Raw genomic sequence first — 20,557 nt, 5'->3', positions numbered from 1 at the left:
CCTCGCCACAGAGCCAGCGTGCTCGCTGCAAAAATACAGGCAAAAAAAAAACGGTGCGCCGACCAAGCGCACCGTAAAGCCGTAGAACACACAACGAAGTTCGGTAAGACAATCAGTCCAGCAGCGCCAGTGCCTCGGCGGTGCATTCCTGGATACGGGCCCAGTCGCCGTTCTTGATCCACTCCGGATCTAGCATCCAACTGCCGCCCACGCACATCACGTTTTTCAACGCCATGTAGCTCTTGATATTGGCCGGGCTCACGCCGCCGGTCGGGCAGAATTTCACTTCGCCGAATGGCCCGCCCAACGCCTTGATGGCAGCGACGCCACCGCTGACCTCCGCCGGGAACAACTTGAAGCGGCGATAGCCCAGGCCATAGCCTTCCATGATGCCCGAGGCATTGCTGATCCCCGGCAACAACGGGATCGGGCTCTGGACGCTGGCCTCCAGCAAGTCCCGGGTGATACCCGGCGTCACGATGAACTGCGAACCGGCTGCCTCGGCGGCGGCCAGCATGTGACGATCGAGCACCGTGCCAGCGCCCGTCACCAGTTCCGGGCGCTGCTCGCGCAGTACCTGAATGGCCTTGAGGCCGTACTGCGAGCGCAAGGTCACTTCCAGTGCCGTCAGGCCACCAGCGGCCAAGGCATCGGCCAACGGCAGGATGTCTTGTTCACGCGCAATGGTAATCACCGGCAGAATCCGCGCCTTGGCGCAGAGGCTGTCGATCAGCGTCACTTTGTCCGCCATGGAAACGGTCGAGGATGGGTTTTTCATAGCGGCTGATCCTTGGTTCATGGGCACCAGTAAATCTCTAACGTAGGTTGCAGAAACGCGCGGATCGGCATATCGGCGACGTTGTCACCGGCCACTGCAGCGTTCAGGGTGGTCAATTTCGATTGACCGGAAATCGACAGGACTTTGTGCGTGGCCGAAGCCAGCAAGGCACGGCTCATCGTCAGGCGTTGATGCGGTACCGTCGGCGCGAGCATCGGCCAGCAACGGCGGACGCCATTTTGATCCAGGGCCTCAGCCAGGTTCGGGCTGCCGGGAAACAGCGAAGCGGTATGGCCGTCATCGCCCATGCCCAGTATCAGCACGTCAATCGGCGGCAGCTCGGCGAGCCGGCGATCCGCCTGTTCGGCGGCGGCTTCCAGGTTGGCGCTGGCGCTGTAGAGGCTCAGGAACTGCGCCTTGGCCGCGGCCCTCTGGAGCAGATAACGCTTGAGCAGGCCGGCATTGCTGTCGGCATGTTCAACCGGCACCCAGCGTTCATCGGCCAGGCTCACCACCACTTTCGACCAGTCCAGCGCCTCCTTGGCCAAGTGCTGGAAAAATGCCACCGGGCTGCGACCGCCGGACACCACAAGGGTCGCCGCGCCTTTGGCCTCGATCGCGGCGCGCAGTTGCTGCGCCACGCTCAGGGCCAGGCTTTGCGCCAGCAGCACCGGGCTCTTGAACTCCAGGGCAGTGACACCCTGGGGCAGATTCAATTCAGATATCGCCATACCATGACCTCCCATCCCGCGTGATCAGTGCAATGGAGCTCATCGGCCCCCATGACCCAGCGGCATAAGGCTTGGGCGCATCACCGGACTTCTTCCAGCCGGCGATCAACTGGTCACACCACGTCCACGCGGCTTCGATTTCATCTTTACGAACAAACAGGTTCTGATTGCCGTTCATGACTTCCAGCAACAACCGTTCGTAGGCATCGGGAATCCGTGCGCTACGGTAGGTGTCGGAGAAGTTGAGTTGCAGCGGACCGCTGCGTAATTGCATGCCCTTGTCCAGGCCTTGCTCCTTGGTCATCACCCGCAAGGAAATCCCTTCGTCCGGTTGCAGGCGGATGATCAGCTTGTTGCTGATCTGCAGGCGCTGCTCGGGAGCGAAGATGTAGTGGGACGGTTCCTTGAAGTGGATCACGATCTGCGACAGCTTCTGCGGCATGCGCTTGCCGGTGCGCAGGTAGAACGGAACACCCGCCCAGCGCCAGTTGCGGATATCGGCGCGCAAGGCAACGAACGTCTCGGTGTCGCTCTGGGTATTGGAATTCGGCTCTTCCAGGTATCCCGGCACCGCCTTGCCTTCGCTGTGGCCGGCGATGTACTGGCCGCGCACCACCTGGGTAGTCAGGCCTTCCGGGCTGATCGGCGCCAAGGCCTTGAGCACCTTGACCTTCTCGTCACGGATGCTGTCGGCGGACAGGTCGGCCGGCGGGTCCATGGCGATCAGGCACAACAGCTGCAGCAGGTGATTCTGGATCATGTCACGCAGTTGGCCAGCCTTGTCGAAATAGCCCCAACGCCCTTCGATCCCGACCTTCTCGGCCACGGTGATTTCCACGTGGGAGATGTAGTTCTGGTTCCACTGGGTTTCGAACAGGCTGTTGGCGAACCGCAGCGCGATCAGGTTCTGTACCGTTTCCTTGCCCAGGTAATGGTCGATGCGGTAAGTGCGGTTCTCGGGAAAGAACTGCGCCACGGCGTCGTTGACCTTGCGCGACGACTCGAGGTCCGAGCCGATGGGTTTTTCCAGCACGACACGGGTGTTTTCGCTGAGGCCGACTTTCGCCAGGTTCTCGCAGATCGCGCCATAGACCGCCGCCGGAGTGGCGAAGTAGGCGATGACTTGTTGCTGGGTCAAGCCGACCTGCTCGGCAAGCGCGACGTAATCGTCCGCCTTGAGGAAATCGACGTGCAGGTAAGTCAGCCGCGCCAGGAAGCGTTCGATCACGGTTTCGTCGAGGTCTTTATCGCCCACATAGCGCCGCAGCTCGGTGCTGATGAACGCCAAATGCTGCTGTTCGCTGCCCGGTTCGCGGGCCAGCGCCAGGATTCGCGTGTCTTCGTGCAACAGGCCGGCGCCATCGAGCTGATAAAGGGCTGGAAACAGCTTGCGAAGCGCCAGGTCGCCCAGCGCGCCGAACAAGGCAAAAGTGCACGGTTCAACCGTAATCGAATGCATGATGTTTGTTCTTTTATCAAGTTAAGCTACAAATACCTTTTTTCAAGGCATCACTCAAGGAAAAATGTAGTAATAACCACAACATTTTTCGAAAATACCGATTCCGAGTGGTGGTCCGTCGGAGCCATCAGTAGGATAGGCCACCGCAAAGGGTCGTATCAAAGACCCGTCATCTCTAGGAATCTTGTATGGACCGCGTGCGAAATCTACTGGAGCAGATCCAGAGTCGCCTGGAAGACCTGAACAAGGCCGAACGCAAGGTGGCCGAGGTGATCCTGCTCAACCCACAGCAGGCTACCCGCTTCAGCATTGCCGCCCTCGCCCAGGCGGCCTCGGTCAGTGAACCGACCGTCAATCGCTTTTGCCGCTCGTTCGGTGTCAGCGGTTACCCGGAACTCAAGTTGCAATTGGCCCAAAGCCTGGCCAGCGGCGCGGCTTATGTCAGCCGCGCCGTGGAAGCCGACGACAACCCCGAAGCCTATACCCAGAAGATCTTTGGCAGCGCCATTGCCTCATTGGACAGTGCCTGCCAGGCCCTTGATCCAAATTTGATCAGCCGCGCGGTGGATCTGCTGATCCAGGCGCGGCAGATCCACTTCTTCGGCCTCGGCGCATCGGCGCCGGTAGCGCTGGATGCCCAGCACAAGTTTTTCCGCTTCAACCTGGCAGTGACCGCCCATGCCGACGTGCTGATGCAACGCATGATCGCTTCGGTGGCCCATACCGGCGAATTGTTCGTGATCATTTCCTACACCGGGCGCACCCGCGAACTGGTAGAGGTTGCGCGCATCGCCCGGGAGAACGGCGCATCGGTACTCGGCCTGACCGCCGAAGGTTCGCCATTGGCCAAGGCCAGCACCTTGAGCCTGAACATTCCATTGCCCGAAGATACCGATATCTACATGCCGATGACTTCTCGGATCATCCAGCTCACCGTACTGGACGTGCTCGCCACCGGCATGACCCTGCGCCGCGGCGTGGACTTCCAGCCGCATCTGCGCAAGATCAAGGAAAGCCTGAATGCCAGCCGCTACCCGGTTGGGGATGAATTCAACTGACCCCGTCCCGATCGTTCCCACGCTCTGTGCGGGAACGATCATCCAGAGCTAAGCCTCCACCCGCGCCTGCAAACTCAAATGCGCTCGCTCCCCGGGCGCCAGGCACAGGCTTGCTGTACCGCCACTGGCCGCTTCGACGCAAACGAACTCGCTGACCTCATCCCAACTTACCCCCAACAGGGGCCGCGCACCGGGATGCCAAACCACCGTGTCGGCGCTTTCTCCGGTGTCGATGCGCAGTTCGCGCTGCCAGGCGTGATCCTTGAGCTGCAATTCGCCGTCATGCTGGAACACCCTCTGACAGCCGCCCTCGACCCGCAACTCGCCCTCCTGCTGGCAAGCGGCACGGCTCAACTGGTCGTAACCCTGGGCGCCTTCGAGCCCAGACAGCGCTACCTCACCAACGTCACCAATACGCCAATACGCGTGCAAGGCCTGGCTCAACTGGCAAGGCAGGCTGTCCTGATGCTCGGTGCTCAAGCGCAACTCCATGCGCTCGCCCAGGTCGGCATACAGGTCCACTTGCCAGTCACACAACTGCAATTGCCAATGCAGGTGTACGCCATCGTCATCGCTGGCGCTGTCGAGCAATTTCCAATCGATCAGACGCGCCCAGCCATGGGACGGCCAGGCGTTTTCGCTCGGATGGCGACCATACCAAGGCCAGCACACCGGCACGCCGCCGCGTATCGCGCCGACCTGCGGCCACTTGGCCGCACACCACAACCAGGGTTTCTGGCCTCGCGGCTGGAAATGCAGCAATTGCGCACCCTGGCGACTGAAAACCGCCTGGCACAGCGGATGATCGATAACCAAGACGTCACGCTGCTGATAGCGCTCCCACGCAAACACCGGACGCTCGCGCAAGGATCTGAAAAAGCGTTGTAGCGGATGCTCATGCATGGGCCGCGGTCCTGGGATGGTCAAGGAGGTACGACGCACTCCACAAAAAAAAGCGGACAGCCTTGGCCATCCGCAAATATGCGCACATAGAGGAGAGCTTATCGCAACAGCGTTAGAACACCGACTGAATTTTCAGGCCGGCCACCAGCGCGTCATCCACTTCATCAACACCACCCGGGTGGGTGACGTATTGCAGGTTCGGACGCACGGTCAGCCAGTTGGTGACATGGAAGCCGTAGTTGATTTCGTAGTTGTACTCGGTGCTGCGCAGTGGCGAGAACAGCGGATCGTCATAATCGGTCACGCCATTGGCAACGTTGGTCAGCTCGGCGTTTTTCTTCACATCTTCGTTGACATGGATACGCGAGAAGCCGATGCCGACATCGTCTTTTGGACGTGCATCGAACGGTCCCTTGTACACGAACATCAGCGACTGGTAGTTGTCGACGATGTTGGTTTCCTTGTCGTGAAAGGTGGCGTTGGCGGCAATGTTCAGGCCACGCGAAGCGTCACCGTTGTGGGTGGTGAGCTGCTGTTGCATGACGAACCAGTAGCCGTCCTTGCTGCTGTGGCTGCGATAGGGGTTACGGGTGATTGCTGCGTCGCCGCCGTTGTCGTCCTCACGAACGTCGTCCGCCTTGGCCGTGCTCTTGTAGTAACCGACACGGTATTCGCCCGGCAGGTTGTTGAGCTTGGGCGACCAGACCAATTCGACCGGAATCAGCGTACCCTCGGTCCCGCTGCCGCTGAGCTTGTAGCGGTTGTTGTTTTCCAGCTGCGAAGGGTTCTGGTTGTACGCACCGATCTGTGCATAGAGCTCAGGGGTGATGTTGTACTTGAACCGAATCGCCGCCTGCATGATTGGCCAGTTGTACCAGATGCCGGTGGCCCAGTTACCTGCTTGGGAACCGCAGAAGGCCAGGTTCTGGAAGTCGCAAGGGAAGGTGTTGAAGTCCTCGCCCACGCCGTAGTAACCGGCCTTCACGTCCAGCTTGCTGTCGAAGTACTTCTGCTTGATCCACAACTGGGTCAGGCGCGTGGTTTGGCCGCGACCCCAGACTTCCTGGGACGAACTGAGGGTGCCGGCACGCGGGTCACCGATACGGTCGTTGGAAATGTTGCGGCCATCGCGGCGAGTGAACTGGATCTTGGCTTCGGTATCGTTCCAGCCCGCCAGTTTTTCCAGGTCGAGCGCTACACCCAGGCCAAACTGCTGGGACCAGCGCGCGGTCTTGTCATCATTGTAGCCGCCATCGAGATTGGCACCCATCTCTCCGACGAAATCAGCCTTGATGTCGATACCCTGCTCGATCAGCTTGGTCCGTTCACCGCCCCAGTCGCCCGTCATCCACTGCGAATCGGCGCTGAACGCGTCGGCAGCGTGTGCGCTACCGGCCAGCATCATCGCCGCAACGGCTGACAACTGGCAGATAAGCTGGGCATTGTTGTTCTTCTTCATCCCTACATCCTCGTCTTTATTGTTATTAACTGTTTTTATCTAACGCGGTTTACAACGATTGCGACGGGTGGTCCCCCACTCGCCGCATACCCCTTTTGGTGGGAACAAACTCAATCCCCCATGTGTTCTTCACCGGCCTTTGAACTGCGCCACATTGGCAGGTCGGTCTCCAGCCTGCGGCTGCGCAGCCACGCCCAGGCGCTCGCCGGACTTGGCATCGAACAGCAGCACTTTCGCGGGATCGAATTGCAACGTCAGGGTTTCCCCCGGCTGCGGCGCCACGTCCGGCGCCAGGCGGCAGCAGACCTTGGTGTCGTTGAGGTTGACGAACACCAGGGTGTCCGGACCGGTGGGTTCGGTGACCTGGACTTCGGCGCGAATGGTCGGCAAGCCGTTCGGCTCATTGCCGGCCAGCACGATCTGCTCCGGGCGCAAGCCAAGGATCACTTCGCGGTCCTCGAGACCCGCGTCCTGCATGCCCAACGGCAACTCGCAACGGGCCTGGCCGCTGTCGAGCAAGGCCAGCAGGCGGCCGTCCTTGCGTTGCAGGCGCAACGGGATGAAGTTCATCGGCGGCGAACCGATGAAGCTCGCCACGAACAGGTTGGCCGGGTTGTTGTAGATGTCCTTCGGCGTGCCGAACTGCTGGATTATCCCGTCCTTCATCACCGCCACTTTGTCGCCCAGGGTCATGGCTTCGATCTGGTCGTGGGTGACGTAGACCGTGGTGGTCTTCAGGCGCTGGTGCATCAGTTTCATTTCGGTGCGCATCTCGACCCGCAGCTTGGCGTCGAGGTTGGACAGCGGTTCGTCGAACAGGTAGATCTTCGGCCGCCGCGCCAGGGCACGTCCCATCGCAACGCGCTGTTGCTGGCCGCCGGAGAGCTGGCCTGGCTTGCGGTTGAGCAGGTGTTCGATCTGCAACAGCTTGGCGACCCGCGCCACTTCCTCGTTGATGTCGGCTTGTTTCATCTTGCGAATCTTCAGGCCGAACTCGATGTTCTCGCGCACGCTCATGGTCGGGTACAGCGCGTAGGACTGGAACACCATGGCGATGTCGCGATCCTTCGGGCTCATGCCGCTGACGTCCTGGTCGCCGATCATGATCGCGCCGCCGGTGATGGTCTCGAGGCCGGCGATGCAATTCATCAGGGTCGACTTGCCGCAGCCCGAAGGACCGACCAGGATCAGGAATTCGCCTTCCTTGATCGACAATTGGATGTCTTTCAAGGTGTCGGGCAGGCCCGCGCCGTAGGTCTTGTTTACATTGCGTAGTTCAAGCGTAGCCATGATTACCCCTTGACCGCGCCAGCCGTGAGGCCGCGCACGAAATACTTGCCTGCGATCACATAGACCAGCAGGGTCGGCAGCCCGGCGATCATCGCCGCCGCCATATCCACGTTATATTCCTTGGCCCCGGTGCTGGTGTTGACCAGGTTGTTCAGCGCCACCGTGATGGGCTGGGAGTCGCCGCTGGAGAACACCACGCCGAACAGGAAGTCGTTCCATATCTGGGTGAACTGCCAGATCAGGCAGACCATGATGATCGGCGTCGACATCGGCAGGATGATCCGCCGGAAGATCGTGAAGAATCCGGCACCATCCAGGCGCGCAGCCTTCACCAACGCGTCGGGAATGCTCACGTAGTAGTTACGGAAGAACAGCGTGGTGAATGCCAGGCCGTAGACGACGTGGACGAACACCAGGCCCGTGGTGGTGCTGGCCAGGCCCATCTTGCCGAGGGTGAACGAGGCTGGCAGCAGCACGGTCTGGAACGGCAGGAAGCAACCGAACAGCAACAGGCCGAAGAACAACTGCGACCCACGGAAGCGCCACATCGACAGCACATAACCGTTCAACGCGCCGATGGCGGTGGAAATCAGCACGGCTGGCACGGTGATCTTGATCGAGTTCCAGAAGTAACCATTGACGGTCCCCCAGGCCTTGACCCAGCCGATGCCACTGACCACGGTCGGCCAGCTCAACAGGTTGCCGGTGCTGATGTCTTCCGGCGTCTTGAAGCTGGTCAACAGCATGACCACCAACGGCACCAGGTAAAGCAGTACCGCGAGGATCAGCACCGCGTAGATGGCGATGCGGCTCAGGCTGATGGAAGGTTTCGCAGCGAGACTAGTCATGACGCTTGGCCCTCAGCTCGGAATACAGGTAAGGCACGATGATCGCGAGGATCGCACCGAGCATCAGGATTGCACTGGCCGAGCCCATGCCCATCTGGCCGCGACTGAAGGTGAACGAATACATGAACATGGCAGGCAGGTCGGAGGAGTAACCCGGGCCACCGGCCGTCATGGCCGCCACCAGGTCGAAGCTCTTGATCGCGATGTGCGCAAGGATCATCACGGCACTGAAGAACACCGGGCGCAGGCTCGGCAGCACCACTTTCCAGTAGATGCGCGGCATGCTCGCGCCATCGATCTGCGCGGCGCGGATGATCGACTGGTCCACCCCACGCAGGCCGGCCAGGAACATCGCCATGATGAAACCCGAGGCCTGCCATACGGCAGCGATCACCAGGCAATACACCACGCGATCGGGGTCGATCAGCCAGTCCAGGCGGAAGCCTTCCCAACCCCAGTCACGCAACAGTTTGTCCAGGCCCATGCCCGGGTTGAGCAGCCATTTCCAGGCGGTACCGGTGACGATCATCGAGAGCGCCATCGGGTACAGGTAAATGGTGCGGATGAAACCTTCGCGGCGAATACGCTGGTCGAGAAATACCGCCAGCAGCACGCCGATCACCAGGGTGATGCCAATGAACATCCCGCCGAAAACCGCGAGGTTCTTGCTGGCCACCCACCAACGATCGTTGTCCCACAGCCGTGCGTATTGCGCCAGGCCCGCCCATTTGTAGGTAGGCAGGAAAGTCGAAGTCGTGAACGACAGGACGAACGTCCACAGGATGTAGCCATAGAAGCCCACCAGGACGATGAACATGCTCGGCGCCAGCACCAGTTTTGGTAGCCAGCGCTGCAATGCATCGAACGGCGAGGCCTTGCTGAACACAGCAACAGAACTCATGGGGAAATCCAAAAAACAGGGTTACAAGGGCGATCCCATGTGGGAGCGAGCTTTTGTGGCGAGGAGATTTATCCCTTCACCACAAACGCTCGCTCCCCCAAGGGATCGCGGCGCTGATTACTTCGCAGACTGAACCGCTGCGCCAAGCTTCTTGGCCGCGTCTGCTGGGTCGGCTTTCGGGTCGTTGATGTAGTTGGTCACCACGTCAAAGAACGCGCCTTGTACCGCCAGCGTGGTTGCCATGTTGTGCGCCATGCTCGGTTGCAGGCCGCCGTTCTTGGCGTCTGCCAGGAAGTCCTTGGCGGCGGTCTGGGCGCAGGAATCGAAACCGTACTTGCCCATGTCGGCCAGCATGTCGTTGCGCACCGGGATCGAGCCTTTGTTGATGCTGAAGACCTTCTGGAAGTTCTCGCCCAGCACGACCTTGGCGATATCCTGCTGGCCCGCCGCAGTGCCTTCGTCTTTCTGCTTGAACACCGCCAGGGAATCGATGTTGTAGGTGAAGGCCTTCTCGGTACCCGGGAACGCTACGCACTCATAGTCCTTGCCGGCGACTTTCTTCGCGGCGGTCCATTCGCTCTTGGCCCAGTCACCCATGATCTGCATGCCGGCCTTGCCGTTGATGACCTTGGCTGCTTCCAGGTTCCAGTCCTGGCCCTTGCCGTCGGCGTCCATGTAGGTCGCGACTTTCTTCAGCTCGGTCAGTGCCTTGACCATTTCCGGACCGGTCAGCGCCTTGTTGTCCAGGTCGACCAGGGCTTTCTTGTAGCCTTCGGCGCCCATGACCGAGAGCACCACCGCTTCGAACACGGTGCTGTCCTGCCATGGCTGGCCACCGTGGGCCAGCGGGATGAAGCCCGCGGCCTTGAGCTTGTCACCGGCGGCATAGAATTCTTCGAGGGTGGTCGGGTTCTTGGTGATACCGGCTTTCTTGAAGACTTCCGGGTTGATCCACAGCCAGTTGACGCGGTGGATGTTCACCGGCACGGCGACGTAGTCGCCTTCGTACTTCACGGTGTCGGAGACTTTCTTGTCGAGCAGGCTGTCCCATTTTTCCGCCTTGGAAACGTCTTTCAGGACGTCGGTGTCGAGCAGGCCCGTGGTCGCCCATTCCTGGATGTCCGGCCCCTTGATCTGGGCGACGCCCGGTGGATTACCTGCCACCGCACGGCTCTTGAGTACGGTCATGGCGGTGGAGCCGCCACCGCCGGCGACAGCGCCGTCCTTCCAGGTAAAGCCGTCTTTTTCTACCTGGGCCTTGAGCACATCGACCGCGGCTTTTTCGCCACCTGACGTCCACCAGTGGACGACTTCCACGGAACCTTTCGATTCGGCGGCAAGAGCAGTGACAGGGAATGCTGCGACGGGAAGCAGGGAAGCAAGAGAAATGACAGTAGCGAGGCGAGAAATCGCATTCATCTAGAAGTACCTTTCTTGTTGTTATGCATGCAAGTCTGGTGCTTGCGCTGCATGGATTCTAATCAGGGGTTATCCCTTCGCAGGTAACGAAGGGACGCGGATATGTCACGACATGGTTACACAGGTGCGGGATCGGCTAACCGCGCCAAGGCTGACGCCATGCTCGGTGCCAACGGCAGACGTGGAATCAGCACCGCCTGCCAGGCGTGATAAAGATCAGGCTTGCCCGGCCAGATGTCGGCGCTGGGACGGTTCTGCGGATCAAGCTCGTGATGCCAGCTGCCATTGCAGCGGTCGATGAAATGTTTGTCACAAAATTCCCAGAAACGCCGGTACCACGCTTCGTATTGCGCCTCGTCGGTCCGTTTGAGCAAGGCGCTGGCCGCGGCTGCCGCTTCGGCATGCACCCAATGCAGACGATGGCGGACCACGGCGCGGTTGTCCCAGTCCAACGTGTAGACAATGCCTGGCGCACCATCGACGTCCCAGCCATGGCGACAGTTCTGGTCGAAGAGTTTTTGCGCGTCCTGGGCCAGCCAGCCCGGCGTCAGCATGCCGATCTGCACGCGCGCGGCTTCGAGGTGCAGCAGCAGCCGCGCCCATTCGAAGCCATGGCCTGGGGTGGTGCCGTAGGGACGAAACCCATCGGCCGGGTTGTCGTGGTTGTATTCGCGCAGCGGCTGCCAGTCGCGGTCGAAATGCTCCACGACCATGTAATCATTGGCGGCTGCATGGCCGTGGATCACCCGCTCGACGATCCGCAGCGCACGAACCAGCCAGCGCGGGTCGTCGGTGGCATCGGCCAGGGCAAGGAAGGCTTCGGTGGCGTGCATGTTGCTGTTGGCGCCGCGATAGGCCTCTTCTTCGCGCCAGTCGCGGTTGAAGGATTCGCGCATGGCGCCCTCCTCCTCGCACCAGAAACGTTCGTCGATGACCCGCACCGCTTCGTTGAGCAAGGCCTCGGCGCCAGGGCGCTGGGCCACGACCGCGGAGCTGGCGGCCAGGGCAACGAAAGCATGCAGGTAGGCGGCTTTGCCGGTCTCGTTTTCAGCCGGATTGGCCGTGGCGAACCAACCGCCATGCTCGGCGTCGCGCAGCGGCCCCATGAGGGCTTGCACGCCATGATCTACCAGTTCGGCAAACCCAGGCAGGCCCTGGATGTGGGCCATGGCGAAGCTGTGGGTCATGCGCGCGGTGTTCATGGTTTCGGCCCGGGCATTGGCCGGCAGGCGCCCCAGCTCGTCCAGGTTGCCGAAACCGTCCGGCAGCTTCGAGGCCTTGGCGAACGCCAACAGCCGCAAGCCTTCGGCAGCGAGCCATTGCTGGTGGGCAGGAGCGTTCAGCCAACTGCTGAAGGCCGGTTGGAAGGTGTCCATCGAGATACCTTTTTTGTTGTTTTGACCCGGGGAGTCTAAACAACGGGAGATGCGCGGCAGGTAACGAAAGGGACGAGTTATGTCACCGACTTGTGACATTGGGACGGGAGTGTGTTGGACCTGCTCGCGAAGAACGATGACTCGGTCCGACTAATCCACACTCCGAGGCAACTGCAACGTCACCCGCAACCCGCCCTCGCGCAGATTCTGCAGGCTGACTTCGCCACCATGGCTGTGGGCGATGTTGCGGGCGATGCCCAACCCCAAGCCGTAGCCTTGTTGTTGCCCGGCGAGCCGGAAGTGCGGCTCGAAGACCTGCTCCAGGCGCTGTTCCGGCACACCCGGCCCTTCATCGTCGACGTGCAGGATGAACGCCGCTTCATCGTCATCGATGTGCAGATGCGCCCTTTGTCCGTATTTCAAAGCGTTGTCGATCAGGTTACCGATGCAGCGCTTGAGGGCCAACGGCTTGCCGGGATACGGCGCCAGCGCCCGGCCATCCTGGGTGACCCGGCCGTTGCCGTTGGGCGCGAGGTAAGGTTCCACCAGGCAGTCCAGTACATGGTTGAGGTCCACCGGCTCGATGTTTTCATGGATATCGGTGTCCTTGACGCATTGCAGCGCGCCCTTGACCAGCAGCTCCAGTTCGTCGAGGTCTCGGCCGAACTTGGCCTGAAGGTTTTCATCTTCCAGCAGCTCGACCCGCAACCGCAGCCGAGTGATGGGCGTGCGCAAGTCATGGGAAATCGCGCTGAACAACTGGCTGCGCTCGGTCAGGTAGCGGCTGATGCGCTCGCGCATCGCGTTGAACGCCCGGCCCACTTCCACCACTTCGCTGCCGCCGCCCTCGGCCACCGGCTGCACTTCAGCGCCGAGGGACATGTCCCGCGCCGCCCGGGCCAGGCGCTTGAGTGGCCGGCTCTGCCAGTGCACCAGCAAGCCGATGAACAACAGCAACAAGCTGCTGGTGAGCACGATGAAGCCCACCTGCTGCTTGGGCAGGTCCTGTTCTTCGAGGCTGGTATAGGGTTCGGGCAGCAGCGAGGCGATGTACAGCCATTCACCCGGCGCCATCTGGATTTGCGTGACCAGCACCGGCGGGTTCACCGGCTCGAGCGTCAACGCGTAATGGGCCCATGAGCGCGGCAGCTCGTCGAGCTTGAGCCCGCCGTTGAAGATCCGCAGGTCTTCGGGGCTGACGAACTTGACGGAGATGTCGGTGTTGCTACCCAGGGAGCGCCGCAGCACGTCGTCCACGGCCTGGAGCACCGCCAGTTTGCGCGGTGTCACGGGCAGCACGTCCATGCCCAGCGGCTTGTCATTGAGCGTGACGACGAACCGTGTGCCGCCCATGCTGCGCAACTGGTCGAGTACCAAGGGCCGATAAGCCACGGGCAGCGAGCGCAGATAGCTGACGGTGGCGGTCATCGAATGGGCAAGGCTGCGGGCGCTGGTGACCAGTCCTTCAAGCTGGGTGGCGCGCAATTGCGAGACCCAGATCAGGCTGGACAATGTCTGGGCGAACAGCACGACCAGCAGGGTCAGCAACAGCATCCGCCCCAGCAACGAGCGCGGCACCGGCACCCGCCTGACAATCTTCCTGATCGTTTCAGTGACCATTGCTGGCAACCACACTGGCCGCCAACTGATAACCGCTGCCGCGCACCGTACGAATCAACCGCGGCGGTTTGTCCGTGTCACGCAGGCGTTGGCGCAGGCGACTGACCGCCATGTCGACGATCCGGTCCAGGGGCATCAGCTCGCGCCCACGGGTGGCGTTGCCGATGGTGTCGCGGTCGAGGATTTCCTGAGGGTGGTCGAGGAAGAGCTTGAGCAGGGCAAAATCGGCGCCGGAGAGAATCACCTCCTCCCCGTCGGCATGAAACAACCGATGGCTGACCATGTCCAGCCGCCACTCATCGAAGGCCAGTACGTCGCCGCCCGGCCGCTCTTGGCCGAACTGCGCCCGACGCAGCAGCGCCTTGATCCGCGCCTGCAATTCACGGGGGCTGAACGGCTTGCCCAGGTAATCATCGGCACCCAGCTCCAGGCCGATGACCCGGTCGGCCTCGTCGGAACTGGCGGTGAGCATGATGATCGGCACATGGGCCTGGCGCGGGTGCTCGCGAACCCAGCGGCAAAGGCTGAAGCCGTCCTCGTCGGGCAACATCACATCAAGGATCACCAGGTCGCTAGGCGCCTCGTTCAAGGCCTGGCGAAACCCGGCGCCATCAGGCGTGGTGCGCACCTGGAAACCCGCACGGCTGAGGTAAGTGTCCAGCAGTTCGCGAATCTCCTGGTCGTCGTCGACCAACAAAATCGATTTGTTCACTGAACTCACGGGGCCTCGTCCTTGTTGTTTGGATTGGGGGCGATTATGCCTGATGGACGGGTTCTACAAACACACAGAGCCCCTTGTGGAAGCGAGCCTGCTCGCTCCCACAAGGGGGGATATTTCATATTTCAAACTGCGGTCGACTGCTCCAACGCCACGCCCGCGCCCATCAGGCCGGAGTACGGCGCCGTCACCAACCAGACCGGAATGCCTTTGAAATAATCGCTCATGCAACCCTTGTCGGCGAAGGATTTGGCAAAGCCACTCTCAAGGAAGAAATCGGCAAACCGCGGGACGACGCCGCCAACGATGTAGACACCGCCGCGCCCGCCCACCGTGAGTACGTTGTTGCCCGCCACGCGCCCCAGCCACCGGCAGAACTGCTCAAGGACTTCCAGCGCAACAGGGTCCCCGGCCAGGCCGGCGGCGGTAATGGATTCCGGGGTATCGAGCACCGGCTCATGGCCATCCACCGCACAGATTGCCCGGTAGACACGGGGCAGGCCGCTGCCGCTCAAGGCGGTTTCGGCGCTGACGTGACCGATCTCGTTGTAGATGTGTTGCCAGAGCTGGGTCTCGCGCGGACTGCTCATCGGCAGGTCGACGTGACCACCCTCGCCCGGCAGTGCTGCGAAGCGGCCTTCGCCCAGGTCCAGGAGCGTCCCGACACCCAGCCCGGTGCCCGGGCCGATCACCACCGCCGGACGCATGGGCTCCGGAGTGCCCTGGCAAACGACCCGGTATTCACCAGGACGCAAGCAGGTCATGCCCAGGGCCATGGCCGAGAAGTCGTTGACCAGCAACAGCTTCTCCACCTCCAAGGTCTTGCAGAACGCCAGGTTGCTCAGTCGCCAGTGGTTGTTGGTGAAGCGAAACTCATCACCGCTCACGGGGCCGGCCACCGACAGGCACACCGAGCCAATCGCCCCCGGCGCCATGCCCATGCCGCTCAGGTAAACCTTGATGGCATCTTCCGGGCAGGCGTAATCCGCCGTCGCCAGCACTTGGATATTTTCCAGGTTGTGGTTTTTCCACAGGGCGAAACGCGCATTGGTCCCACCGATGTCACCGACCAAAGCCAGTTTCAATTAAGCGTCTCCAGGGCAGAAGTGAAGGCGCTGGCGCCCTGCTCCGCCGAGCTGAAGGCCATGCGCATGAAACCGAACAGCTCGCGACCAGTGCCGATGTTGTTGCCCAACAGGCCCTTGGCCGGTTCGCGCGCGGCGAATTCCTCGGCGTCCACCTTCAGTTCCAAGGTGCCTTTGACGCCATCGACGCGGATGATATCGCCCTCCTGCACCCGAGCCAACGCGCCGCCGACATAAGCTTCGGGGCTGACATGAATGGCCGCCGGGATTTTCCCCGACGCACCGGACATGCGCCCGTCGGTCACCAGCGCCACTTTGAAGCCGCGATCCTGCAGCACACCGAGGAACGGTGTCATCTTGTGCAGCTCGGGCATGCCGTTGGAACGCGGGCCCTGGAAGCGCATCACCGCGACAAAGTCTTTTTCCAGCAGTCCGGCCTTGAACGCATCCGCCAGGTCCTGCTGATCCTGGAACACCATGGCCGGGGCTTCGACGATCTGGTTTTCCAAGGCCACGGCCGACACCTTCATCACACCACGGCCGAGGTTGCCTTCCATCACCCGCAACCCGCCTTCTGGCGAGAAGGCGCGGGCCACCGGGCGCAGGATGTTTTCGTCGAGGCTTTCGATCGGGCCGTCGCGCCACACCAGCTCGCCATTCTCGAGGAACGGCTCCTGGGTGTAGCGGCTCAGGCCGTGACCGAGCACGGTGTTGACGTTTTCGTGAAGCAAACCGGCTTCCAGCAACTCACGGATCAGGAACGACATGCCACCCGCCGCCTGGAAGTGGTTGATGTCGGCCTTGCCGTTCGGGTAGACGTGGCTCAGGGTCGGCACCACCTCGGAGAGGTCGGCCATGTCCTGCCAGGTCAACTGGATGCCCGCCGCCATGGCGATGGCCGGCATGTGCAGGGTGTGGTTGGTGGAGCCGCCGGTGGCGTGCAGCGCGACGATGGAGTTGACCAGCGAGCGCTCGTCGACGATTTCGCCGATGGGCATGAAGTTGCCGCTCTGCTTGGTCAGGCGCGTGACCTGGAACGCTGCCTCACGGGTCAGGGCATCGCGCAGCGGCGTGTTCGGGTTCACGAACGAGGCGCCCGGCAAGTGCAGGCCCATCACTTCCATCAGCAACTGGTTGGTGTTGGCGGTGCCGTAGAAGGTGCAGGTGCCGGGGCTGTGGTAGGACTTCATCTCTGATTCCAGCAGCTCTTCGCGCGTCGCCTTGCCTTCGGCGTAGCGCTGGCGCACATCGGCTTTTTCCTTGTTGGAAATGCCCGAGACCATCGGCCCGCCGGGCACGAAGATCGTCGGCAGATGACCGAAGCGCAGCGCGCCCATCATCAGGCCCGGGACGATCTTGTCGCAGATGCCGAGCATCAGTGCGCCGTCGAACATGTTGTGGGACAACGCCACCGCCGTGGACAGTGCGATCACTTCACGGCTCGGCAGACTCAATTCCATTCCCGCCTCGCCCTGGGTCACCCCGTCGCACATCGCTGGCGTGCCACCGGCGAACTGGCCGACCGAGCCGATCTCGCGCAGGGCTTTCTTGATTTGTTCGGGGAAGGTTTCGTACGGCTGGTGGGCCGAGAGCATGTCGTTATAGGACGACACGATGGCGATGTTGGCGGCGTTCATCATCCGCAGGTGGTGCTTGTCTTCGGTGCCGCAACCGGCCACGCCATGGGCGAAGTTGGCGCACTGCAGCTTGCCACGCATCGGGCCGTCGCTGGCTGCACCGCGGATCAGTGCAAGGTAAGCCTCGCGTGTAGCGCGACTGCGGGCGATAAGCCGTTCGGTGACCTCAAGTACGCGGGGATGCATGTGTAGAACTCCAGGCTAACGGGTGTGGCGACCTGATTGTCTATGCTGATCAAAAGCCCGCTGCATGCTGTGCCCAAGGCGAGGCGACAAACGGTTTTTGACCAATCGGACCAGTTGATACAGGTCACTCGTTGTAGATAAAACAAAATATTGCCACTAAAAAGGCTTGTTTTCTATTTTTATGCGAATAATCTTGTAATTCCAACAACAAATCGACGGCGGCGCAGTTAATGACTCTTCGAATCGCAATCAATGGTTTTGGCCGCATCGGCCGCAACGTCCTTCGTGCACTGTATACCCAAGGCTATCGTCGCGACTTGCAGATCGTCGCCATCAACGACCTGGGCGACAGTGCGATCAATGCCCATCTGCTCAAGTTCGACACCGTGCATGGCACTTTCGATGCCGACGTCCAGCACGATCACGAAAGCCTGACGGTCAACGGCGACCGCATCTCGGTCAGCGCCATCCGCAACCCGGCCGAACTGCCTTGGGCCGCCGAGAAGATCGACGTAGTGTTCGAATGCACCGGCCTGTTCACCGACCGTGCCAAGGCTGCCGCGCATATCAGCGCAGGCGCCCGCAAGGTGATCATCTCGGCCCCGGCCAAGGGCGCCGACGCCACCGTCGTGTATGGCGTCAACCATGACATCCTGCGCCAGTCCCACCAGATCATCTCCAATGCGTCGTGCACCACCAACTGCCTGGCCCCGGTGGCCCAGGTGCTGCACCGCGAGCTGGGCATCGAAAGCGGCCTGATGACCACCATCCATGCCTACACCAACGACCAGAACCTGACGGACGTCTACCACAGCGACCCGTACCGTGCCCGCTCGGCCACCCAGAACATGATCCCGAGCAAGACCGGCGCCGCCGAAGCCGTGGGCCTGGTGCTGCCGGAACTGGCGGGCAAGCTGACCGGCATGGCCGTGCGCGTCCCGGTGATCAATGTGTCCCTGGTGGACCTGACCGTGCAGCTCAAGCGCGAAGCGTCGGCCGATGAAGTCAACGCGCTGCTCAAGCAGGCCAGCCAGCACTCCAAGATCCTCGGCTACAACACCCTGCCGTTGGTCTCCAGCGATTTCAACCACAACCCGCTGTCGTCGATCTTCGACGCCAACCACACCAAGGCCAGTGGCAAGCTGCTCAAGGTACTGGCCTGGTACGACAACGAATGGGGCTTCTCCAACCGCATGCTGGATAACTGCCTGGCGTTGTGTAACGCGGAGTAACCGATACGGCAGTAATGGCTTTCCCTGTGGAAGCGTGCCTGCTTGCGAAGGCGGTATCCCGGTCGACTCTCTGCTGACTGAACTGACGCTTTCGCGAACAGGCTCGCTCCAACAGTGGTTCTGCGGTACGAAATGAAGGCTTGACCCGTCACGCAGATGATAAGCATTATCATCTGCTCGAACCGGATCGGGCCCTATCGTGAGTCAATCGCGTTTTCACCACGTCTTTCTCGCCCAGCGTACCCCGCTGCTGCGCACCCTCGAACGGATGGTCAACAACCCGAGCACCGCCGAGGACCTGCTGCAGGAAACCTACCTGCGCGTCACCCGCGCCCTGAGCGAGCGCACTGTCGATCATCTCGAACCCTTTGTCTTCCAGACCGCCCGCAACCTGGCGCTGGACCATTTGCGCGCGCGGCGAATCCAGTCGCGAACCCTGGTCGACGACGTGCCGCAGGACGTCGTGAACAACGTGATCGCTCCCCAGAGCAGCGCCGAAGACGCCGCCCATGCCGAACGAATGCTCGAACGCCTCAATGTCAGCCTGCAATCCCTCAGCCCGCGCCAACGGCAGGTCTTCATTCTCAGTCGACTGCATGGCCACAGTTACCAAGACATCGCGCAACGATTGGACGTGTCCCTGAGCACCGTGCAAAAAGAACTGAAACTGATCATGGCCATTTGCGTGGCCGTGGCCGAACGCAACCCATGACGACAAGCCGAATGCCGGATGCAGGCTTGCCAGTTACCGCTTGCGGCTTGTAGCGTGTGCCTGCCGCCAATAATGAGAATCCACCGTGACGGACAATCATCGCCCACCTGAAGCCGCCGGGGCACAGGACACCGCCCACGCCATGGACCAGGCGCTGGACTGGTTGATCCTGCTCGAAAGCCCCAGCGAGGAGCAACGCCGACACTTCCAGGCCTGGCTGGCGGCCGATCCACGCCATGGCGAAGCGTTCGCCAGGGCGCAGGCGATCTGGAATGGCCCGCAGATTATCGAAAGCGCCCGGCAACTGCGGGATCGGCCAAACGTCACCGCGCTGTCGCGCCTGCGCGCCCATTGGAAACCCCTGGCCACCGCTGCCGTGCTGGTGCTGGGCCTGTTCAATTTCAGCGACTTGCCGCTGCGTTTCCAGGCCGACCACCTGACCGTGGTCGGTGAGCGCCAGCGACTGCAATTGGAAGACGGCTCCAAGGTCCTGCTCAACACCGATTCGGCTTTCTCCAGTTCGTTCGACGAACATCGGCAAGTGGCCCGACTCTACAAGGGCGAAGCATTCTTCGAGGTGCCGGCCAACCGTCACCTGCCGCTGGAGCTGGACGCCGGTCCGGTCACCGCCAGCGTCAGTGACACCTCATTTGCCGTGCGCTACGTGGACGGCGTCGCGCAGGTCCAGGTGCAGCGCGGCGACATCGACCTGCGGGCCACCCGGTATGACACCCACGTACGGCTGTCGGCGGGAGAAAGCATCCGCATCGGCCCCAACGGCTTCGACCGGCCGGCGCGGCTCGATGCCGGAACGGAACTGGCTTGGGTCCAAGGTCGGCTGGTGTTCGAAAACCGGCCGCTGAGCCAGGTCCTGGCAGAGTTGCGACGCTACTACCCAGGCTGGATCATCAACACCAACGAACGGCTGGCCAACGTCGCGGTGACGGGCAACTACCGCCTCGACCAGCCGCTGGATGTGGTCCGTTCCCTGGCCCACATCACCTCCGCGCGGCTGCAGGAATTCCCGGCGTTGGTGATTTTGAACTAAATGAGAATTATTTTTACTCGATAGTCCTCGCTGGTTCGTCTCGTTATAGCCAATGCAATTGATTCGCATCTTCACGATGCCGATCTGCACCTATAAC

18 protein-coding genes are annotated in these 20,557 nt (G+C 61.5%); 4 read left to right on the top strand and 14 right to left on the bottom strand.

The window, feature by feature from the left end:
* Positions 1 to 112: 112 nt before the first annotated feature.
* The 3 genes from JZ00_RS24120 to zwf are packed head-to-tail and all read right to left on the bottom strand — an operon-like array spanning position 113 to position 2,968.
* Positions 113 to 778 (bottom strand): bifunctional 4-hydroxy-2-oxoglutarate aldolase/2-dehydro-3-deoxy-phosphogluconate aldolase, encoded by a 666-nt coding sequence (locus JZ00_RS24120; protein ID WP_039593787.1) that lies wholly within the window; start codon positions 776 to 778, stop codon positions 113 to 115.
* A gap of 17 nt (positions 779 to 795) precedes the next feature.
* Positions 796 to 1,509, bottom strand: coding sequence for a 6-phosphogluconolactonase (gene pgl / locus JZ00_RS24115; RefSeq protein WP_039593786.1), 714 nt, complete (start codon positions 1,507 to 1,509; stop codon positions 796 to 798).
* Complete coding sequence (zwf, locus tag JZ00_RS24110) at positions 1,496 to 2,968, bottom strand: glucose-6-phosphate dehydrogenase (RefSeq protein WP_039593785.1); 1,473 nt, start codon at positions 2,966 to 2,968, stop codon at positions 1,496 to 1,498. Before zwf ends, pgl begins: the two co-directional genes overlap by 14 nt.
* Positions 2,969 to 3,165: 197 nt before the next feature.
* On the opposite strand from zwf, the gene JZ00_RS24105 reads away from it, so the two are divergent.
* Positions 3,166 to 4,026: a MurR/RpiR family transcriptional regulator gene (locus JZ00_RS24105; protein WP_181289374.1), complete on the top strand. Its 861-nt coding sequence runs from the start codon at positions 3,166 to 3,168 to the stop codon at positions 4,024 to 4,026.
* Positions 4,027 to 4,074: 48 nt separating this feature from the next.
* On the opposite strand, the gene JZ00_RS24100 is transcribed toward JZ00_RS24105, so the two are convergent.
* From JZ00_RS24100 to edd, 11 genes are all read right to left on the bottom strand, one after another.
* The gene (locus JZ00_RS24100) at positions 4,075 to 4,929 is read right to left on the bottom strand and encodes a D-hexose-6-phosphate mutarotase (RefSeq protein WP_039593784.1); all 855 of its coding nucleotides are present in this window, start codon (positions 4,927 to 4,929) and stop codon (positions 4,075 to 4,077) included.
* Between the two features lie 112 nt (positions 4,930 to 5,041).
* Entirely contained in the window at positions 5,042 to 6,388 is a 1,347-nt protein-coding gene (locus tag JZ00_RS24095) for a carbohydrate porin (RefSeq protein WP_039593783.1), read from the bottom strand.
* Between the two features lie 129 nt (positions 6,389 to 6,517).
* Positions 6,518 to 7,678 (bottom strand): ABC transporter ATP-binding protein, encoded by a 1,161-nt coding sequence (locus JZ00_RS24090; protein ID WP_039593782.1) that lies wholly within the window; start codon positions 7,676 to 7,678, stop codon positions 6,518 to 6,520.
* A gap of 2 nt (positions 7,679 to 7,680) precedes the next feature.
* Complete coding sequence (locus JZ00_RS24085; protein ID WP_039593781.1) at positions 7,681 to 8,526, bottom strand: carbohydrate ABC transporter permease; 846 nt, start codon at positions 8,524 to 8,526, stop codon at positions 7,681 to 7,683.
* Complete coding sequence (locus tag JZ00_RS24080; protein WP_030139360.1) at positions 8,519 to 9,427, bottom strand: carbohydrate ABC transporter permease; 909 nt, start codon at positions 9,425 to 9,427, stop codon at positions 8,519 to 8,521. The genes JZ00_RS24085 and JZ00_RS24080 overlap by 8 nt, the downstream gene beginning before the upstream one ends.
* Before the next feature lie 117 nt (positions 9,428 to 9,544).
* Entirely contained in the window at positions 9,545 to 10,846 is a 1,302-nt protein-coding gene (locus JZ00_RS24075; protein ID WP_039593780.1) for an ABC transporter substrate-binding protein, read from the bottom strand.
* A 116-nt stretch (positions 10,847 to 10,962) separates the two neighbouring features.
* A complete protein-coding gene (locus JZ00_RS24070) occupies positions 10,963 to 12,222 on the bottom strand; it encodes a D-mannose isomerase (RefSeq protein ID WP_039593779.1) in 1,260 nt (419 codons plus the stop codon).
* Positions 12,223 to 12,372: 150 nt separating this feature from the next.
* Positions 12,373 to 13,842, bottom strand: a complete 1,470-nt coding sequence (locus JZ00_RS24065) for an ATP-binding protein (protein WP_039593778.1) — start codon at positions 13,840 to 13,842, stop codon at positions 12,373 to 12,375.
* Positions 13,832 to 14,563, bottom strand: coding sequence for a response regulator (locus tag JZ00_RS24060; protein WP_039593777.1), 732 nt, complete (start codon positions 14,561 to 14,563; stop codon positions 13,832 to 13,834). The genes JZ00_RS24065 and JZ00_RS24060 overlap by 11 nt, the downstream gene beginning before the upstream one ends.
* Positions 14,564 to 14,685: 122 nt before the next feature.
* Positions 14,686 to 15,645 carry a glucokinase gene (locus tag JZ00_RS24055; RefSeq protein ID WP_039593776.1) on the bottom strand — a complete coding sequence of 320 codons (960 nt, stop codon included), beginning with the start codon at positions 15,643 to 15,645 and terminating at the stop codon, positions 14,686 to 14,688.
* A complete protein-coding gene (gene edd, locus JZ00_RS24050) occupies positions 15,642 to 17,468 on the bottom strand; it encodes a phosphogluconate dehydratase (protein WP_039593775.1) in 1,827 nt (608 codons plus the stop codon). The genes JZ00_RS24055 and edd overlap by 4 nt, the downstream gene beginning before the upstream one ends.
* 230 nt (positions 17,469 to 17,698) lie before the next feature.
* Here edd and gap point away from each other — a divergent pair, with 230 nt between their 5' ends.
* The 3 genes from gap to JZ00_RS24035 all read left to right on the top strand — a co-directional run bounded on the left by gap (position 17,699) and on the right by JZ00_RS24035 (position 20,460).
* Positions 17,699 to 18,700, top strand: coding sequence for a type I glyceraldehyde-3-phosphate dehydrogenase (gap, locus tag JZ00_RS24045; RefSeq protein WP_039593774.1), 1,002 nt, complete (start codon positions 17,699 to 17,701; stop codon positions 18,698 to 18,700).
* Between the two features lie 199 nt (positions 18,701 to 18,899).
* Positions 18,900 to 19,412: an RNA polymerase sigma factor gene (locus tag JZ00_RS24040; RefSeq protein WP_039593773.1), complete on the top strand. Its 513-nt coding sequence runs from the start codon at positions 18,900 to 18,902 to the stop codon at positions 19,410 to 19,412.
* Between the two features lie 85 nt (positions 19,413 to 19,497).
* Positions 19,498 to 20,460 (top strand): FecR family protein, encoded by a 963-nt coding sequence (locus JZ00_RS24035; protein WP_039593772.1) that lies wholly within the window; start codon positions 19,498 to 19,500, stop codon positions 20,458 to 20,460.
* Positions 20,461 to 20,557: the final 97 nt, after the last annotated feature.

The organism is Pseudomonas frederiksbergensis (genome assembly GCF_000802155.2).
Lineage (GTDB): Bacteria > Pseudomonadota > Gammaproteobacteria > Pseudomonadales > Pseudomonadaceae > Aquipseudomonas > Aquipseudomonas frederiksbergensis_A.
The sequence above is the reverse complement of the archived record's forward strand: the minus strand, read 5'-3'. Positions and strand labels throughout refer to the sequence as shown.

What these genes read in the sequence shown, in the direction of transcription:
- JZ00_RS24120 (WP_039593787.1), bottom strand. Translation starts at nt 778, where the DNA reads ATGAAAAACCCATCCTCGACCGTTTCCATGGCGGACAAAGTGACGCTG.
- pgl (WP_039593786.1), bottom strand. Translation starts at nt 1,509, where the DNA reads ATGGCGATATCTGAATTGAATCTGCCCCAGGGTGTCACTGCCCTGGAG.
- zwf (WP_039593785.1), bottom strand. Translation starts at nt 2,968, where the DNA reads ATGCATTCGATTACGGTTGAACCGTGCACTTTTGCCTTGTTCGGCGCG.
- JZ00_RS24100 (WP_039593784.1), bottom strand. Translation starts at nt 4,929, where the DNA reads ATGCATGAGCATCCGCTACAACGCTTTTTCAGATCCTTGCGCGAGCGT.
- JZ00_RS24095 (WP_039593783.1), bottom strand. Translation starts at nt 6,388, where the DNA reads ATGAAGAAGAACAACAATGCCCAGCTTATCTGCCAGTTGTCAGCCGTT.
- JZ00_RS24090 (WP_039593782.1), bottom strand. Translation starts at nt 7,678, where the DNA reads ATGGCTACGCTTGAACTACGCAATGTAAACAAGACCTACGGCGCGGGC.
- JZ00_RS24085 (WP_039593781.1), bottom strand. Translation starts at nt 8,526, where the DNA reads ATGACTAGTCTCGCTGCGAAACCTTCCATCAGCCTGAGCCGCATCGCC.
- JZ00_RS24080 (WP_030139360.1), bottom strand. Translation starts at nt 9,427, where the DNA reads ATGAGTTCTGTTGCTGTGTTCAGCAAGGCCTCGCCGTTCGATGCATTG.
- JZ00_RS24075 (WP_039593780.1), bottom strand. Translation starts at nt 10,846, where the DNA reads ATGAATGCGATTTCTCGCCTCGCTACTGTCATTTCTCTTGCTTCCCTG.
- JZ00_RS24070 (WP_039593779.1), bottom strand. Translation starts at nt 12,222, where the DNA reads ATGGACACCTTCCAACCGGCCTTCAGCAGTTGGCTGAACGCTCCTGCC.
- JZ00_RS24065 (WP_039593778.1), bottom strand. Translation starts at nt 13,842, where the DNA reads ATGGTCACTGAAACGATCAGGAAGATTGTCAGGCGGGTGCCGGTGCCG.
- edd (WP_039593775.1), bottom strand. Translation starts at nt 17,468, where the DNA reads ATGCATCCCCGCGTACTTGAGGTCACCGAACGGCTTATCGCCCGCAGT.
- gap (WP_039593774.1), top strand. Translation starts at nt 17,699, where the DNA reads ATGACTCTTCGAATCGCAATCAATGGTTTTGGCCGCATCGGCCGCAAC.